General features: G+C 51.2%; 16 protein-coding genes and 1 pseudogene. 11 read left to right on the top strand and 6 right to left on the bottom strand.

What is annotated here, in order from left to right:
• Positions 1-14: 14 nt before the first annotated feature.
• Positions 15-128, bottom strand: a complete 114-nt coding sequence (locus FEK46_RS23735; RefSeq protein ID WP_214251098.1) for a hypothetical protein — start codon at positions 126-128, stop codon at positions 15-17.
• Between the two features lie 677 nt (positions 129-805).
• On the opposite strand from FEK46_RS23735, the gene FEK46_RS15265 reads away from it, so the two are divergent.
• A complete protein-coding gene (locus tag FEK46_RS15265; RefSeq protein ID WP_135559198.1) occupies positions 806-1,858 on the top strand; it encodes a DUF2776 family protein in 1,053 nt (350 codons plus the stop codon).
• Between the two features lie 105 nt (positions 1,859-1,963).
• Here FEK46_RS15265 and FEK46_RS15260 read toward each other — a convergent pair whose 3' ends face one another.
• On the bottom strand, positions 1,964-3,157 hold the full coding sequence (locus tag FEK46_RS15260) for an NAD(P)/FAD-dependent oxidoreductase (RefSeq protein WP_131161880.1): 1,194 nt from the start codon (positions 3,155-3,157) through the stop codon (positions 1,964-1,966).
• Between the two features lie 230 nt (positions 3,158-3,387).
• Between FEK46_RS15260 and pitA the strand changes: the two genes are divergently transcribed.
• Entirely contained in the window at positions 3,388-4,887 is a 1,500-nt protein-coding gene (gene pitA / locus FEK46_RS15255) for an inorganic phosphate transporter PitA (RefSeq protein WP_130209156.1), read from the top strand.
• 72 nt (positions 4,888-4,959) lie between these two features.
• Positions 4,960-5,058 (top strand): annotated as a pseudogene (locus FEK46_RS23930) (hypothetical protein); the annotation flags it as partial.
• 74 nt (positions 5,059-5,132) lie between these two features.
• On the opposite strand, the gene uspB reads toward FEK46_RS23930, so the two are convergent.
• Positions 5,133-5,468: a universal stress protein UspB gene (uspB, locus tag FEK46_RS15250; protein WP_124038640.1), complete on the bottom strand. Its 336-nt coding sequence runs from the start codon at positions 5,466-5,468 to the stop codon at positions 5,133-5,135.
• A 390-nt stretch (positions 5,469-5,858) separates the two neighbouring features.
• Here uspB and uspA point away from each other — a divergent pair, with 390 nt between their 5' ends.
• Positions 5,859-6,293: a universal stress protein UspA gene (uspA, locus tag FEK46_RS15245; protein ID WP_000323571.1), complete on the top strand. Its 435-nt coding sequence runs from the start codon at positions 5,859-5,861 to the stop codon at positions 6,291-6,293.
• A 354-nt stretch (positions 6,294-6,647) separates the two neighbouring features.
• Positions 6,648-8,117 carry a dipeptide/tripeptide permease DtpB gene (dtpB, locus tag FEK46_RS15240; protein WP_130209158.1) on the top strand — a complete coding sequence of 490 codons (1,470 nt, stop codon included), beginning with the start codon at positions 6,648-6,650 and terminating at the stop codon, positions 8,115-8,117.
• A gap of 48 nt (positions 8,118-8,165) precedes the next feature.
• Here dtpB and rsmJ read toward each other — a convergent pair whose 3' ends face one another.
• Positions 8,166-8,918, bottom strand: a complete 753-nt coding sequence (gene rsmJ, locus FEK46_RS15235) for a 16S rRNA (guanine(1516)-N(2))-methyltransferase RsmJ (protein WP_135559197.1) — start codon at positions 8,916-8,918, stop codon at positions 8,166-8,168.
• A gap of 7 nt (positions 8,919-8,925) precedes the next feature.
• Complete coding sequence (gene prlC, locus FEK46_RS15230; protein ID WP_001298719.1) at positions 8,926-10,968, bottom strand: oligopeptidase A; 2,043 nt, start codon at positions 10,966-10,968, stop codon at positions 8,926-8,928.
• Positions 10,969-11,201: 233 nt separating this feature from the next.
• Here prlC and rlmJ point away from each other — a divergent pair, with 233 nt between their 5' ends.
• Both rlmJ and gorA read left to right on the top strand, forming a co-directional pair.
• Positions 11,202-12,044: a 23S rRNA (adenine(2030)-N(6))-methyltransferase gene (rlmJ, locus tag FEK46_RS15225; protein WP_130209162.1), complete on the top strand. Its 843-nt coding sequence runs from the start codon at positions 11,202-11,204 to the stop codon at positions 12,042-12,044.
• 71 nt (positions 12,045-12,115) lie between these two features.
• The gene (gene gorA, locus FEK46_RS15220; RefSeq protein WP_135490468.1) at positions 12,116-13,468 is read left to right on the top strand and encodes a glutathione-disulfide reductase; all 1,353 of its coding nucleotides are present in this window, start codon (positions 12,116-12,118) and stop codon (positions 13,466-13,468) included.
• A 53-nt stretch (positions 13,469-13,521) separates the two neighbouring features.
• Here the strand turns inward: gorA and dinQ are convergent, their stop codons facing one another.
• Positions 13,522-13,605: a damage-inducible type I toxin DinQ gene (gene dinQ, locus FEK46_RS15215; RefSeq protein ID WP_001295215.1), complete on the bottom strand. Its 84-nt coding sequence runs from the start codon at positions 13,603-13,605 to the stop codon at positions 13,522-13,524.
• Positions 13,606-13,632: 27 nt separating this feature from the next.
• On the opposite strand from dinQ, the gene FEK46_RS23575 reads away from it, so the two are divergent.
• The 4 genes from FEK46_RS23575 (at position 13,633) to arsC (ending at position 16,484) form a co-directional block, all read left to right on the top strand.
• Positions 13,633-13,806: a hypothetical protein gene (locus FEK46_RS23575; RefSeq protein WP_205714089.1), complete on the top strand. Its 174-nt coding sequence runs from the start codon at positions 13,633-13,635 to the stop codon at positions 13,804-13,806.
• Between the two features lie 542 nt (positions 13,807-14,348).
• Entirely contained in the window at positions 14,349-14,702 is a 354-nt protein-coding gene (gene arsR / locus FEK46_RS15205) for an As(III)-sensing metalloregulatory transcriptional repressor ArsR (protein WP_135559195.1), read from the top strand.
• A 54-nt stretch (positions 14,703-14,756) separates the two neighbouring features.
• Entirely contained in the window at positions 14,757-16,046 is a 1,290-nt protein-coding gene (gene arsB, locus FEK46_RS15200; protein ID WP_135559194.1) for an arsenite/antimonite:H(+) antiporter ArsB, read from the top strand.
• Positions 16,047-16,058: 12 nt separating this feature from the next.
• Entirely contained in the window at positions 16,059-16,484 is a 426-nt protein-coding gene (arsC, locus tag FEK46_RS15195) for a glutaredoxin-dependent arsenate reductase (RefSeq protein WP_130209170.1), read from the top strand.
• The last annotated feature ends 62 nt before the right edge of the window (positions 16,485-16,546 follow it).

Here is a 16,546-nt window from a genome sequence, read left to right as displayed (position 1 = left end):
CCACCGAACGACGTTCAGCGAATTATTCCATCCGGGATAAGAAGGAAACGGCAAAGGCGGCCAGGGCGCAGCAAACTGAGCGCCAACGGGGAAGGTCTGGTGAAAACGGGTAGTAATGTTGTCATCATCAGCATTCCTGGCCGTAAATGAAACACGCATACTCATAAGTGAAATCAATTAAATACTAACAGTTATATTCATGTTGTCTATTTGATTACCATCAGCTTGTGATACATCGCGATGTTCTTCTGTCCGATAGCGTTTTTAACCAAAAATCTTCTGCACAGGTTCTCAGGTACTACTGCGTAGATTTCCGTAACAGAAAACCCGATGACTATCACATAGCGTTATTATCGCCGAGGTGCAAATATTTACCGAAAGCGAAATAATTTTTTAAAAAGATGATAAAGGCTTATGTATTAAATAAAGCAGTCTCGAACAAGGTCGTTTAAAGCAACAAAATAAAAATATACTCGTCATACTTCAAGTTGCATGTGCTGCGTCTGCGTTCGCTCACCCCAGTCACTTACTCATGTAAGCTCCTGGGGATTCACTCGCTTGTCGCCTTCCTGCAACTCGAATTATTTAGGGTATAAGATAAAGATATTAACTCGGAATTTACCTTAGGATAAATATTTATTTATCAGCATTAACTCACATCTAAAACTTAACACTCCGGGCAATAAATCCGGCTATAGTAAAGTTACTTGTTACATTTGGTGGTATCTCATTGTTATATTTAACTGACTAAAAATACTACTGATACGCTTTCTTATATTAGCAGAAAGTACACATGGAGTTTAAAATGAATATATATATCGGATGGCTATTTAAATTAATCCCTTTAATTATGGGGATAATATGTATTGCATTGGGTGATTTTGTATTAGCAGGTTCCGGGCAAAGTGAGTATTTTGTGGCGGGGCATGTACTTATTTCGCTTTCTGCAATATGTCTGGCGTTATTCACTACTGCATTTATTATTATTTCGCAGTTAACGCATGGTGTGAATAAGCTCTACAGCACACTTTTTCCTGTTATTGGTTACGCTGGGTCTGTCGCAACTATGATTTGGGGATGGTTGCTGCTGGCAAGTGATAATGTCATGGCCGATGAATTTGTTGCCGGGCATGTTATTTTCGGTGTTGGGATGATTGCTGCCTGCGTATCAACCGTGGCGGCGTCTTCCGGGCATTTTCTGCTAATTCCCAAAAACGCCTCGGGCAGTAAGAGTGATGGTACGCCGTTGCAGGCTTATTCTTCAACAATCGGTAATGGCTTAATTGCCGTTCCCGTTCTGCTTACTCTCTTTGGTTTCATTTGGTCAGTCGTGCTGTTACGTAGTGCAAATATCACACCACATTATGTTGCTGGTCACGTACTGTTGGGGTTAACGGCAATTTGCGCTTGTCTTATTGGTCTTGTCGCCACTATTGTCCATCAAACGCGAAATACGTTCTCAATGAAAGAGCATTGGCTGTGGTGCTATTGGGTTATTTTACTTGGCTCACTGACGGTTATTCAGGGGATCTACGTTTTAGTCAGTTCTGATGAAAGTGCCAGACTGGCACCCGGCATTATTCTTATTTGTCTGGGAATGATTTGCTACAGTATTTTCTCCAAAGTGTGGTTGTTGGCGCTGGTATGGCGACGCACCTGTTCGTTAGCCAACAGAATACCCATGATTCCGGTATTTACCTGTCTGTTTTGCCTGTTCCTCGCAGCGTTCCTTGCTGAAATTGCGCAAACCGATATGGCTTATTTTATTCCTTCGCGAGTTTTGGTTGGCTTAGGTGCAGTGTGTTTTACACTGTTTTCCATCGTTTCTATATTAGAAGCGGGGTCTGCGAAAAAATAATAGAAAAGGCTTCAGATAAGGCGTCGAGCGTCTTATCTGGACTTTGTTCAGGTAATCCCCCCCTGGTTACACCGCGAAAACGAGAGGGGGGGGGCATTTTGCCTCTTATTCTGCAGCCAAATCCTGCGCACAAGCCCACGCACTGGACCACGCCCACTGGAAGTTATAGCCCCCTAGCCAGCCGGTAACGTCCATCACTTCGCCGATAAAGTACAAGCCCGGAACTTTACGTGCTTCCATCGTCCGTGAAGAGAGTTCATTGGTGTCCACGCCGCCGAGTGTCACTTCGGCGGTGCGATAGCCTTCAGTGCCGTTAGGTTGTACGCGCCAGTCGGTCAATGTGGCAATGAGCGCCTGTTGGTCACGCACGTTGAGCTGTTTTAACGAGACGTCCGGGATCTGCCCAAGTTGTTGTAACCGTTCAACCAACCGTTTCGGCAGATGAACCGCCAGCGTGTTTTTCAGGCTCTGATTCGGATGCGCGTTACGCTGTTCATTAAGAAAAGTGTCCAGGTCGACATCCGGTAGCAGATTGATGCTGACAAATTCACCCGGTTGCCAGTAGCTGGATATCTGCAATACCGCAGGGCCAGACAAGCCGCGGTGGGTGAAGAGTAAGTTCTCACGGAACACGGTGCCGTTTTCAGCGGTTATCACAGAAGGCACCGCCACGCCCGCCAGCACCTGTAACTCCTCCAGCAACGGTTTATGCAGGGTGAATGGCACCAGGCCTGCGCGCGTCGGCAACACGTTGAGGCCAAATTGTTCGGCAATCTTATAACCAAACGGCGACGCACCCAGCCCCGGCATCGAGAGGCCTCCGGTCGCAATGACCAGTTTATCGCAACCTACGGTCATGCCGTTCAGTTCAAGCGTGAATCCCGCGTCATCCTTCGTCACGCTCAACACTTCGCTACGTAATCTGAAGGTCACATTGCCCTTCTCGCACTCATCCACCAGCATGTCGACAATCTGCTGAGCGGAGTCATCACAGAAGAGTTGCCCTAACGTTTTCTCGTGCCAGGCGATGCCGTGCTTATTGACCAGATCAATGAAATCCCACTGAGTAAATCGGGCAAGCGCAGACTTGCAAAAATGCGGATTCTGGCTCAGATAGGCACCTGGTTCGACATAAAGGTTGGTGAAGTTACAGCGCCCACCACCAGACATGAGGATTTTGCGCCCCGGTTTTTTGCCATTATCGATCAGCAAAACTCTGCGCCCTGCCTGACCTGCCAGCGCAGAACAGAACATACCCGCCGCGCCAGCGCCTATAATAATGGCATCAAACTTTTCCACGTTGCGTTCCTCTTAGAAAAAACGGGCGTGAATTGTAAAGATTCCTCAGTGGTCGCACCAGCATCAATATTACTTAGGGGAAGTATTTGTCTGAATTATATAAGATAATTATTTTTTGAGCGAAATTCATACAGGAGGCAAATCAAAAAAATCTATATTTCACTTTGCCCGCGCCGCGAAAGTCACTGATAATGCGCCGCGTTCATGTCCTCAAAATGGCGTAACGTCCTATGCTACATTTGTTTGCTGGCCTGGATTTGCATACCGGGCTGTTATTATTGCTTGCACTGGCTTTTGTGCTGTTCTACGAAGCCATCAATGGTTTCCATGACACAGCCAACGCCGTGGCAACTGTCATCTATACCCGCGCGATGCGTTCTCAGCTCGCTGTGGTTATGGCGGCAGTGTTCAACTTCCTGGGTGTTTTGCTGGGTGGTCTTAGTGTTGCCTATGCCATTGTGCATATGCTGCCGACGGATCTGCTGCTTAATATGGGATCGTCCCATGGTCTTGCCATGGTGTTCTCTATGTTGCTGGCAGCAATTATCTGGAACCTTGGTACCTGGTACTTTGGTTTACCTGCATCCAGCTCCCATACGCTGATTGGCGCGATCATCGGTATTGGTTTAACCAATGCGTTGATGTCCGGTACGTCAGTGGTGGATGCACTCAATATCCCGAAAGTATTAAGTATTTTCGCATCTCTGATCGTTTCCCCTATTGTCGGCCTGGTGTTTGCTGGCGGCCTGATTTTCTTGCTGCGTCGCTACTGGAGCGGCACCAAGAAACGCGCCCGTATCCACCTGACCCCAGCGGAACGTGAAAAGAAAGACGGCAAGAAAAAGCCGCCGTTCTGGACGCGTATCGCGCTGATCCTTTCCGCTATCGGCGTGGCGTTTTCTCACGGCGCGAACGATGGTCAGAAAGGCATTGGTCTGGTTATGTTGGTTCTGATTGGCGTCGCACCAGCGGGCTTCGTGGTGAATATGAATGCCACTGGCTACGAAATCACCCGTACCCGTGATGCCATCAACAATGTGGAAGCTTACTTTGAGCAGCATCCTGCGCTGCTTAAACAGGCGACCGGTGCCGATCAGTTAGTACCGGCTCCGGAAGCAGGCGCAACACAACCTGCGGAGTTCCATTGCCATCCGTCGAATACCATTAACGCGCTCAACCGCCTGAAAGGCATGCTGACCGCCGATGTGGAAAGCTACGACAAGCTGTCGCTTGACCAACGTAGCCAGATGCGCCGCATTATGCTGTGCGTTTCTGACACTATCGACAAAGTGGTGAAAATGCCTGGCGTCACTGCGGATGATCAGCGTCTGTTGAAGAAACTGAAGTCCGATATGCTGAGCACCATCGAGTATGCTCCGGTGTGGATCATCATGGCGGTCGCGCTGGCGTTAGGTATCGGTACGATGATTGGCTGGCGTCGTGTGGCGACCACTATCGGTGAGAAAATCGGTAAGAAAGGCATGACCTACGCTCAGGGTATGTCTGCTCAGATGACGGCAGCGGTGTCTATCGGTCTGGCGAGTTATACCGGGATGCCGGTTTCCACCACTCACGTACTCTCCTCTTCCGTAGCGGGGACAATGGTGGTTGACGGCGGCGGCTTACAGCGTAAAACCGTAACCAGCATTCTGATGGCCTGGGTGTTTACCCTCCCGGCTGCAGTTCTGCTCTCCGGTGCGCTGTACTGGATCTCCTTGCAGTTCCTGTAATCGCACGCATAAAAACGAGCGGGTCAGTTTACTGGCCCGCTTCAGATTGTTGACACAGTGCGCTTTGTTCATGCCGGATGCGGCGTGAACGCCTTATCCGGCCTACAAAAACATGCAAATTCAAGAGATTGCAGAGATTATGTAGGCCTGATAAGCGTAGCGCATCAGGCAATTTTGCGTTTGTAATCAGTCTCGAGCGGGTCAGTTTACTGGCCCGCTTTTTTTATGCGTTATTACCGTGGCGCTTAATGCCAAATCACCAACGCAATCAGGCTTACCACCACCAGGCCACACAATGCGCTGGTCAGAATAAACTGACGACGCACGCGCTCGCAGCGACGGATAAACTCATCATCGTGATGATCGCGATAACGTTGAGCATAGATATACCAAACGAGACGCACCTGTTTGTTGGGTTGGCCATGTGAGGTAAAAAAGCCCCCTCCATCAACATATTGATAGAGCAATGGATCGCAATTACGCAGTACCACTAACAACGCGCGTAGTGATGAGAAATAGCGCGCCATGTTAACAATGCAAACGACACATAAAGCCCAAAATAATGCGACGGTGCTTATCATACCCCCTCCCCGGCGACCTGCCCGCGGAGTTCCCCTCCGGGGCTACCGCTCCCGATACGCTGCCAATCAGTTAACACCAGGTCCTGGAGAAACCGCTTTTGTGATGACAAACATCCGAGCGGCTCTATAGATAGTGTAGGAGATCAGGTTGTTTTTTTTCCATAAGGTTAACCACTATCAATACATTCATGTAGAAAATTTGATTATCTGATTGGTAAGCAAGGCGGATTGACGGATCATCCAGGTCGCTATAAGGTAAGGATGGTCTTTTCACTGAATCTTTACGGCTGGGTTAGCCCCGCGCACGTAGTTCGCAGGACGCGGGTGACGTAACGGCACAAGAAACGCAAGCTGGCCAGTCATCGACAACTTTATGGAAGGAGTAACACTATGGCTTATAAACACATTCTCATCGCGGTCGATCTCTCCCCGGAAAGCAAAGTTCTGGTAGAGAAAGCAGTCTCTATGGCTCGCCCCTACAATGCGAAAGTTTCTCTGATCCACGTAGATGTAAACTACTCTGACCTATACACCGGACTTATTGATGTAAATCTGGGTGACATGCAGAAACGCATTTCCGAAGAGACTCATCATGCATTGACCGAACTCTCCACCAACGCAGGCTACCCAATTACTGAAACCCTTAGCGGCAGCGGCGATTTGGGTCAGGTTCTGGTTGATGCGATCAAGAAATACGACATGGACCTGGTTGTTTGTGGTCACCACCAGGACTTCTGGAGCAAACTGATGTCTTCCGCGCGTCAGCTGATCAACACCGTTCACGTTGATATGCTGATTGTTCCGCTGCGCGACGAAGAAGAATAATATCTCCCCCACGTGCTCCTGGACGCCCGCTTATGCGGGCGTTCTGCTTTTTGTGTTGTACCCGAATGCGACGTGCGGGTACAAACACGGGAGAGCTCAATCAAGCCGGTGTTCATCTGCGGTCAGAAACTTCAACTACGCATCGAATAATTCAAATTTACCCCACCAAAAAACAGCATTTAACGCCATCATAACTCAAACAATCAGCATGATTAGCTGGTTATTTTTTGCTGAGATAGTGCATTAATGCATTCATTGCATCAATATTAAGAATTTTAGACATATGTAAACTCTTTCGCGCGCAATCACTTACGCGTTCATACTTTTCATGATGGTATTGAAAGGCTAAAAATTATGAATACAACAACACCCACTGGGATGCTGCAACAACCCCGCCCATTCTTCATGATCTTTTTTGTCGAACTATGGGAGCGATTCGGTTACTACGGCGTGCAAGGCGTCCTGGCCGTTTTCTTCGTTAAACAGCTCGGTTTCTCACAAGAACAGGCTTTTGTCACCTTTGGTGCCTTCGCTGCGCTGGTCTATGGCCTTATCTCGATCGGTGGTTATGTTGGCGACCATCTGTTAGGAACTAAACGCACCATTGTCCTTGGGGCAATTGTTCTGGCGATGGGCTACTTCATGACCGGGATGTCGCTACTCAAGCCAGACCTGATATTCATCGCGCTGGGAACAATCGCCGTCGGCAACGGCCTGTTTAAAGCCAACCCGGCAAGCCTGCTTTCGAAGTGCTATCCACCGAAAGATCCTCGTCTCGATGGCGCTTTCACCCTGTTCTATATGTCGATCAATATCGGCTCGTTGATTGCGCTGTCGCTAGCACCGGTTATCGCTGACAGATTTGGCTATTCCGTCACCTATAACTTATGCGGAGCAGGATTGATTGTCGCGCTACTGGTTTACATCGCCTGTCGCGGAATGGTGAAAGATATTGGTTCTGAACCAGATTTCCGACCGATGAACTTCAGCAAATTGTTGTACGTGCTGATGGGCAGCGTGGTGATGATTTTCGTTTGCGCATGGCTGATGCACAACGTGGAAGTCGCCAATCTGGTACTGATCGTTCTCTCTATCGTCGTGACCATTATCTTCTTCCGTCAGGCATTCAAGCTGGATAAAACCGGGCGCAATAAGATGTTTGTCGCCTTTGTGCTGATGCTTGAAGCGGTAGTGTTTTACATCCTCTACGCCCAGATGCCAACGTCGCTGAACTTCTTTGCTATCAACAACGTGCATCATGAAATTCTCGGTTTTTCCATCAACCCGGTGAGCTTCCAGGCGCTTAACCCGTTCTGGGTGGTGCTCGCCAGCCCAGTTCTGGCAGGCATTTACACGCATCTGGGTAACAAAGGCAAAGACCTCTCCATGCCGATGAAATTTACTCTCGGTATGTTTATGTGCTCGCTAGGCTTTTTGACAGCCGCCGCAGCGGGAATGTGGTTTGCGGATGCCCAGGGGCTGACATCGCCATGGTTTATCGTGCTGGTTTACTTATTCCAGAGCTTAGGTGAACTGCTTATTAGCGCCCTGGGCCTGGCAATGATTGCCGCTCTGGTGCCACAACATTTGATGGGCTTTATTCTCGGGATGTGGTTCCTTACGCAGGCTGCCGCGTTCTTGCTGGGCGGCTATGTGGCAACATTTACCGCAGTACCAGACAACATTACCGACCCGCTTGAGACGCTGCCTGTCTATACCAACGTGTTTGGTAAGATTGGTCTGGTTACACTGGCCGTTGCAGTAGTGATGCTGTTGATGGTGCCGTGGCTGAAACGCATGATTGAGACGCCGGAAAGCCATTGATTATTTTGGAAGAAAACAGGGTAGCGATAACGCTACCCTGTTTTACTTTTATGCCGGTGTACCAGCATAAATATCAAAGCGATGCCCTTTGGTGACAACCGCGTTTGGCGTAGCAACATTCGCCAGCGGCGGCGCGTAGTCCGGGCGCTTTACCACCACACGTTTGGTCGCCAGCAGCCGCGCAGGATCCAGCAACCCATCGGCGTCGAGATCCGGCCCCACCAGCGACTGAAACACGCGCATCTCTTTTTTCACCAGCGCGCTTTTCTGCTTATGCGGGAACATCGGATCGAGATAGACCACCTGCGGGCGCGGGGTAATATCAGTCAGCGCCGTCTGGCTGGAGGCGTGGATCAGCTGCAAACGCTCCTGCAACCAGCCGCCGATCTCCGCATCCGTATAACCACGCGCCAGGCCATCGTCGAGCAATGCAGCAACCACTGGATTACGCTCCAGCATCCGTACGCGGCAGCCGACCGAAGCCAGCACAAAGGCATCGCGCCCCAGCCCTGCGGTAGCATCGACGACATCCGGCAGATAATCGCCTTTAATGCCCACCGCTTTCGCCACCGCCTCACCGCGACCACCGCCAAATTTGCGGCGGTGTGCCATCGCCCCGCCAACAAAATCAACGTAAATGCCGCCAAGCTTTGGCTCATCGCGCTTGCGCAGTTCCAGATGCTCCGGCGTTAACACCAGCGCCATCAGGTTGTCTTCATCATGTTCCAGCCCCCAGCGGGCCGCCAGAACAGATAAGGCGCCGTCTCCGGCGCCCGTTTCATCAATTAAGCAGATTTTCACTGAATGATCAGCCCTTAATGCCGTAATGCTCCAGCATCGCATCCAGTTGCGGTTCACGACCACGGAAACGTTTGAACAGATCCATCGGCTCTTCTGAACCACCACGGCTCAGAATATTGTCGAGGAACGACTGCCCGGTTTCACGGTTGAAAATGCCCTCTTCCTCAAAACGCGAGAAGGCATCTGCTGCCAGCACATCGGCCCACAGGTAGCTGTAGTAGCCTGCCGCATAACCACCGGCGAAAATATGGCTGAAAGCGTGCGGGAAACGGCCCCATGACGGAGACGGTACCACGGCAACCAGTTTCTTGATTTCTGCCAGAGTTTCGAGGATTTTCGCTCCCTGATCCGGGCGGAACTCTGCATGGAGGCGGAAATCGAACAGGCCGAACTCCAGCTGACGCAGAATAAACAGCGCCGCCTGGTAGTTCTTCGCCGCCAGCATTTTATCCAGCAACTCCTTCGGCAGCGGTTCGCCGGTTTCATAGTGACCGGAGATAAACGCCAGCGCCTCAGGCTCCCAGCACCAGTTTTCCATAAACTGGCTCGGCAGTTCGACCGCATCCCACGGCACGCCGCTGATCCCGGAAACACCAGCGGTTTCAATGCGGGTAAGCATATGATGCAGGCCGTGACCGAACTCGTGGAACAGGGTGATCACTTCGTCGTGGGTAAACAGCGCCGGTTTGCCATTTACCGGGCGGTTGAAGTTACAGGTCAAATACGCGACCGGTTTTTGCAGCGAACCGTCTGCTTTACGCATCTGGCCTACGCAGTCATCCATCCACGCCCCGCCGCGCTTGTTTTCACGGGCATACAGGTCGAGGTAGAAGCTGCCGCGCAGTTCGTTGTTCTCGTCATACAGTTCGAAGAAACGTACATCCGGGTGCCAGACATCAACATCTTTACGCTCTTTAGCGGTGATGCCGTAAATACGTTTCACCACTTCAAACAAGCCGTTAACTGCTTTGTTTTCCGGGAAGTACGGACGCAGCTGCTCGTCGCTGATGCTGTAGAGGTGCTGTTTCTGTTTTTCGCTGTAGTAAGCGATATCCCACGGCTGCAACTCATCGACGCCAAATTCGGCTTTGGCGAAGGCGCGCAGCTGCGCCAGCTCTTTTTCGCCCTGCGGACGCGCGCGTTTTGCCAGATCGGTTAAGAAATCCAGCACCTGCTGCGGGTTTTCTGCCATTTTAGTGGCGAGGGATTTAAAGGCGTAGTTTTCAAAGCCCAGCAGTTGCGCCAGTTCGTGACGCAGCGCGAGGATCTCTTCCATCACCTTGCTGTTATCCCACTTACCGGCATTCGGCCCTTGATCGGAAGCACGAGTGCTGTAAGCGCGATACATCTCTTCACGCAGAGCCTGGTTGTCGCAGTAGGTCATTACCGGCAGGTAGCTTGGGATATCCAGCGTCAGCAGGTAACCTTCCAGTTCTTTCGCTTCGGCCTGGGCTTTTGCCGCAGCCAGCGCGCTTTCTGGCATACCCGCCAGCTCAGCTTCGTCGGTAACGAGTTTGGTCCAGCCCATCGTCGCATCAAGGACGTTGTTGCTGTACTGGTTGCCCAGCTCGGAAAGACGGGTAGCAATTTCGCCGTAACGCTGCTGTTTCTCTTTCGGCAGACCGATGCCAGAGAGTTCGAAGTCGCGCAGTGCGTTATCAACCGCTTTTTTCTGCGCCGTGTTCAGCGTGGCGTAATGATCGCCATCGCGCAGGTCGCGATACGCTTTATACAGCCCTTCATGTTGCCCTACCCAGGTGCTGTATTCTGACAGCAGCGGCAAGGTTTGTTCATAGGCTTCGCGCAGCTCCGGGCTATTTTTCACCGAGTTCAGGTGGCTGACCGGGGAGAAGATACGCCCCAGCACATCGTCCACTTCCGCCAGCGGCTGGCAGAGATTTTCCCAGGTGTACGGTGCCCCTTGCGCTACTACGCGCTCCACATTTTCGCGGCAGTCGTTCAGCGCCTTAGTCACGGCTGGAACCACATGTTCCGGGAGAATTTTAGAAAACGGAGGCAATTCAAAGGGAGTCAGTAACGGATTCGTCATAGGTACAGTCCTGGTTAAAGAGGGGAACAAAACGCTCACAGGCGCTTTCGCCGGGTGTGACACAAAGCATCTCATCCGGCGCGTAATGGCAATAGCATGGGGTTAAGTGTAGTGAATTTCAATGAGAAACGTTACGCTTTCGCGGCGGCGGCCTCTTTTCGGTATACTGTCCGGATACGCTTTTGTGCGCCCCGAATACGGGCCGATTTTTACTTACCGGAACACCTTTACCCATGCTCAGTTATCGCCACAGCTTTCACGCTGGCAACCACGCCGACGTCCTTAAACATACCGTTCAGAGCCTGATCATCGAGTCGCTGAAAGAGAAAGATAAACCGTTTCTCTATCTCGACACCCACGCAGGCGCCGGGCGTTATCAGTTAGGCAGCGAACATGCCGAGCGTACCGGCGAATATCTCGAAGGTATTGCCCGTATCTGGCAGCAGGAGGATTTGCCTGCGGAGCTGGAGCCGTACATCAATGTGGTAAAACACTTCAACCGTAGCGGTCAGTTGCGTTACTACCCCGGTTCACCGTTGATTGCTCGCCAGCTACTGCGTGAACAGGACAGCCTGCAACTGACCGAGCTGCACCCGAGCGATTACCCGTTGCTGCGTTCTGAATTTCAGAAAGACAGCCGTGCGCGCGTGGAAAAAGCCGACGGTTTCCAGCAGCTTAAGGCCAAGCTGCCGCCGGTTTCCCGCCGTGGTTTAATCCTTATCGACCCGCCGTATGAAATGAAAACCGACTATCAGGCGGTGGTCAGCGGGATAGCAGAAGGTTACAAACGTTTCGCCACTGGCACTTACGCATTGTGGTATCCAGTGGTGCTGCGTCAGCAAATCAAGCGCATGATCCACGACCTGGAAGCGACCGGCATTCGCAAAATTCTGCAAATTGAACTGGCGGTGCTGCCAGACAGCGATCGCCGTGGCATGACCGCTTCCGGCATGATTGTGATTAACCCGCCGTGGAAGCTGGAACAGCAGATGAATAACGTGCTGCCGTGGCTGCACAGCAAACTGGTTCCGGCTGGCACCGGGCACGCCACCGTAAGCTGGATCGTGCCGGAGTAATTGCAGCCATTGCTGGCACCTATTACGTCTCGCGCTACAATCGCGGTAATCAACGATAAGGACACTCTGTCATGACTAAACACTATGATTACATCGCCATCGGCGGCGGCAGCGGCGGTATCGCCTCCATCAACCGCGCGGCTATGTACGGCCAGAAATGCGCGCTGATTGAAGCCAAAGAGCTGGGCGGCACCTGCGTGAACGTCGGCTGCGTGCCGAAAAAAGTGATGTGGCACGCGGCGCAAATCCGTGAAGCGATCCATATGTACGGCCCGGATTATGGTTTCGATACCACTATCAATAAATTCAACTGGGAAACGTTGATCGCCAGCCGTACCGCTTATATCGACCGTATTCATACTTCCTATGAAAACGTGCTCGGTAAAAATAACGTTGATGTAATCAAAGGCTTTGCCCGCTTCGTTGATGCCAAAACGCTAGAGGTAAACGGCGAAACCATCACGGCCGATCATATTCTGATCGCCACCGGCGGTCGTCCGAGCCACCCGGATATTCCAGGCGTGGAATATGGTATTGATTCCGATGGTTTCTTCGCCCTTCCTGCTTTGCCAGAGCGTGTAGCGGTTGTTGGCGCAGGTTACATCGCTGTTGAGCTGGCGGGCGTGATTAACGGCTTGGGCGCGAAAACGCATCTGTTTGTGCGTAAACATGCGCCGCTGCGCAGTTTCGACCCGATGATCTCTGAAACGCTGGTTGAAGTGATGAACGCCGAAGGCCCGCAGCTGCACACCAACGCCATCCCGAAAGCGGTGGTGAAAAATGCCGATGGCAGCCTGACGCTGGAGCTGGAAGATGGTCGCAGTGAAACGGTGGATTGCCTGATTTGGGCGATTGGTCGCGAGCCTGCCAATGACAACATCAACCTGGAAGCCGCTGGCGTTAAAACCGACGAAAAAGGCTATATCGTCGTCGATAAATATCAAAACACCAACGTTGAAGGTATTTACGCGGTAGGCGATAACACGGGTGCAGTGGAACTGACACCGGTGGCAGTTGCAGCGGGTCGTCGTCTCTCTGAACGCCTGTTTAATAACAAGCCGGATGAGCATCTGGATTACAGCAACATTCCGACCGTGGTCTTCAGCCATCCGCCGATTGGTACTGTTGGTTTAACGGAACCGCAGGCGCGCGAGCAGTACGGCGACGATCAGGTGAAAGTGTATAAATCCTCTTTCACCGCGATGTATACCGCCGTCACCACTCACCGCCAGCCGTGCCGCATGAAGCTGGTGTGCGTTGGACCAGAAGAGAAGATTGTCGGTATTCACGGCATTGGTTTTGGTATGGACGAAATGTTGCAGGGCTTCGCGGTGGCGCTGAAGATGGGCGCAACCAAAAAAGACTTCGACAACACGGTTGCCATTCACCCGACAGCGGCAGAAGAGTTCGTGACAATGCGTTAAATGTTAAAGGGCTAAGAGTAGTGCGCTCTTAGCCCTTAATTACGTTTCCGCTATCAGTTCAGAAGCTGAAGCAGGAAGCGGATCAGTTCCAGCAGCGCAATTAACGCCCCAAGAACGATGATTGCTTTATCAATCACCCGTTTTCTCCATGCGATGGAGTGAGAATGCATCCGCTTACTCATCCACTGCCTGTCACGGCGCATGTCTCATTGTTAGATAAGAACTCTCTCACTCCGGCCAGAGCATCAGTTAACGGCACCACCCGTACCACCGATCAGGACTTTGAAAGCGTTTATGCGCATTGCCAGAGTGAAAATGCCTCAGAGCTAACTGGATAATCATACAGTACGAGCAGGTCATAAAACCAGCACGTCCTTGCAATAGTTTCAGTATGGTATTAGCATTGATGCGTTAGATGATGACCATCTCACTCCAGTCAGAGCCACCAACTCAGGGCTGAAGAGTAAAAAAACCGACGCAAAGTCGGTTTTTTTACGTCCTGATTCGGACAAGCCTTAATACGGCGATAATCCGGTGAAAGTATATAAATCGTCTTTCACTGCGATATATACCGAAGTGGCCCCTCCGCCAGCTGAAGAAATCGCTAATTCTTGCAATGTTAGCCACTGGCTAATAGTATTGAACTGTTAGATAAGAGCTCTCTCACTCCGGCCAGAGCCACCAACTCAGGCTGAAGAGTAAAAAACCGACGCAAAGTCGGTTTTTTTACGTCCTGATTCAGACCGCCTTTCAAATGAATACCCAACTCAAAATTCACACCTATTACCATCTTCTGCACTTACACATTCATTAATTCATATATGTTTTTGACTTATCCGCTTTGAAGAGAGACACTACCTGCAACAATCAGGAGCGCAATATGTCATTTCTGTTACCCATCCAACTCTTCAAAATTCTTGCCGATGATACCCGTCTGGGCATCGTTTTACTGCTCAGCGAGCTGGGCGAGTTATGCGTCTGTGATCTCTGCACTGCCCTCGATCAGTCGCAGCCCAAGATCTCCCGCCATCTGGCGTTACTTCGGGAAAGTGGTTTGTTGCTGGACCGCAAGCAAGGAAAGTGGGTTCATTACCGCTTATCGCCGCATATTCCATCGTGGGCGGCGAAAATTATTGATGAGGCCTGGCGGTGTGAGCAGGAAAAGGTTCAGGCGATTGTCCGCAACCTGTCTCGACAAAATTGTTCCGCAGACGGTAATAACATTTGCAGTTAAAAAATTTATCCAAACACATATGGATTTTCGCATGTGTTTTATCCGGGAGGCATTATGTTACTGGCAGGCGCTATCTTTGTCCTGACCATCGTATTGGTTATCTGGCAGCCGAAAGGTTTAGGCATCGGATGGAGTGCAACGCTCGGCGCAGTACTGGCGTTAGTTACGGGCGTGGTACATCCGGGTGATATTCCGGTGGTGTGGAATATCGTCTGGAACGCGACGGCTGCGTTTATTGCCGTCATTATCATCAGCCTGCTGCTGGATGAGTCCGGCTTTTTTGAATGGGCGGCGCTGCACGTTTCACGCTGGGGCAATGGACGCGGTCGCTTGCTGTTTACCTGGATTGTCCTGCTCGGTGCCGCCGTTGCGGCCCTGTTTGCCAATGATGGCGCGGCGCTTATTTTGACGCCGATTGTCATCGCCATGCTGCTGGCTTTAGGGTTCAGTAAAGGCACGACGCTGGCGTTCGTGATGGCAGCGGGATTCATTGCCGATACCGCCAGCCTGCCGCTTATCGTCTCCAACCTGGTGAATATCGTTTCCGCAGATTTCTTTGGTCTTGGCTTTCGCGAATATGCCTCGGTGATGGTGCCGGTGGATATCGCCGCGATACTGGCTACCCTGGCGATGTTGCATCTCTATTTTCGCAAAGATATTCCGCAGAACTACGATATGGCGCTACTGAAATCTCCCGCCGAAGCGATTAAAGATCCTGCTACGTTCAAAACTGGCTGGGTTGTTTTACTGTTTCTGCTGGTGGGATTTTTCGTCCTGGAACCGCTCGGTATTCCGGTAAGCGCCATTGCAGCTGTGGGCGCGCTGATATTATTTGCCGTCGCTAAACGCGGTCATGCGATTAATACGGGCAAAGTCCTGCGCGGTGCCCCCTGGCAGATTGTCATCTTCTCGCTCGGCATGTATCTGGTGGTTTATGGCCTGCGCAATGCCGGACTAACGGAATATCTTTCTGGCGTACTCAACATGCTGGCGGATAACGGCCTGTGGGCCGCGACGCTCGGCACCGGATTCCTCACCGCCTTCCTCTCTTCTATTATGAACAATATGCCGACGGTACTGGTTGGCGCGTTGTCCATTGATGGCAGTACGGCATCTGGCGTTATCAAAGAAGCGATGGTTTATGCCAACGTGATTGGCTGCGATTTAGGGCCGAAAATTACCCCGATTGGTAGTCTGGCAACGCTGCTCTGGCTGCACGTACTTTCGCAGAAGAATATGACAATCAGCTGGGGATATTACTTCCGTACAGGAATTATCATGACCCTGCCGGTGCTGTTTGTGACGCTGACCGCGCTGGCGCTACGCCTCTCTTTCACATCGTAATGAGATACTGATATGAGCAACATTACCATTTATCACAACCCGGCCTGCGGCACGTCGCGTAATACGCTGGAGATGATCCGCAACAGCGGTACAGAACCGACCATTATCTATTATCTGGAAACACCGCCGACGCGCGATGAACTGGTCAAACTCATTACCGATATGGGGATTTCGGTACGCGCGCTGCTGCGTAAAAACGTCGAGCCATATGAGGATCTGGGCCTTGCGGAAGATAAATTTACTGACGATCGGTTAATCGACTTTATGCTGCAATATCCCATCCTGATTAATCGCCCGATTGTGGTTACACCGCTGGGAACTCGTCTGTGCCGCCCTTCAGAAGTGGTGCTGGAAATTCTGCCAGATGCGCAACAAGGCGCGTTCACCAAGGAAGATGGCGAGAAAGTGGTTGATGAGGCGGGTAAACGATTAAAATAAACAAAGGGGGCGGCTGCGCCCTCTCATTATTGACAAAAAATACATAATTTCGATCGTGCAAT

The organism is Escherichia sp. E4736, assembly GCF_005781225.1.
Taxonomy (GTDB): domain Bacteria; phylum Pseudomonadota; class Gammaproteobacteria; order Enterobacterales; family Enterobacteriaceae; genus Escherichia.
The sequence above is the reverse complement of the archived record's forward strand: the minus strand, read 5'-3'. Positions and strand labels throughout refer to the sequence as shown.

What these genes read in the sequence shown, in the direction of transcription:
- FEK46_RS23735 (WP_214251098.1), bottom strand. Translation starts at nt 128, where the DNA reads ATGATGACAACATTACTACCCGTTTTCACCAGACCTTCCCCGTTGGCG.
- FEK46_RS15265 (WP_135559198.1), top strand. Translation starts at nt 806, where the DNA reads ATGAATATATATATCGGATGGCTATTTAAATTAATCCCTTTAATTATG.
- pitA (WP_130209156.1), top strand. Translation starts at nt 3,388, where the DNA reads ATGCTACATTTGTTTGCTGGCCTGGATTTGCATACCGGGCTGTTATTA.
- uspB (WP_124038640.1), bottom strand. Translation starts at nt 5,468, where the DNA reads ATGATAAGCACCGTCGCATTATTTTGGGCTTTATGTGTCGTTTGCATT.
- uspA (WP_000323571.1), top strand. Translation starts at nt 5,859, where the DNA reads ATGGCTTATAAACACATTCTCATCGCGGTCGATCTCTCCCCGGAAAGC.
- dtpB (WP_130209158.1), top strand. Translation starts at nt 6,648, where the DNA reads ATGAATACAACAACACCCACTGGGATGCTGCAACAACCCCGCCCATTC.
- prlC (WP_001298719.1), bottom strand. Translation starts at nt 10,968, where the DNA reads ATGACGAATCCGTTACTGACTCCCTTTGAATTGCCTCCGTTTTCTAAA.
- rlmJ (WP_130209162.1), top strand. Translation starts at nt 11,202, where the DNA reads ATGCTCAGTTATCGCCACAGCTTTCACGCTGGCAACCACGCCGACGTC.
- gorA (WP_135490468.1), top strand. Translation starts at nt 12,116, where the DNA reads ATGACTAAACACTATGATTACATCGCCATCGGCGGCGGCAGCGGCGGT.
- FEK46_RS23575 (WP_205714089.1), top strand. Translation starts at nt 13,633, where the DNA reads ATGCATCCGCTTACTCATCCACTGCCTGTCACGGCGCATGTCTCATTG.
- arsR (WP_135559195.1), top strand. Translation starts at nt 14,349, where the DNA reads ATGTCATTTCTGTTACCCATCCAACTCTTCAAAATTCTTGCCGATGAT.
- arsB (WP_135559194.1), top strand. Translation starts at nt 14,757, where the DNA reads ATGTTACTGGCAGGCGCTATCTTTGTCCTGACCATCGTATTGGTTATC.
- arsC (WP_130209170.1), top strand. Translation starts at nt 16,059, where the DNA reads ATGAGCAACATTACCATTTATCACAACCCGGCCTGCGGCACGTCGCGT.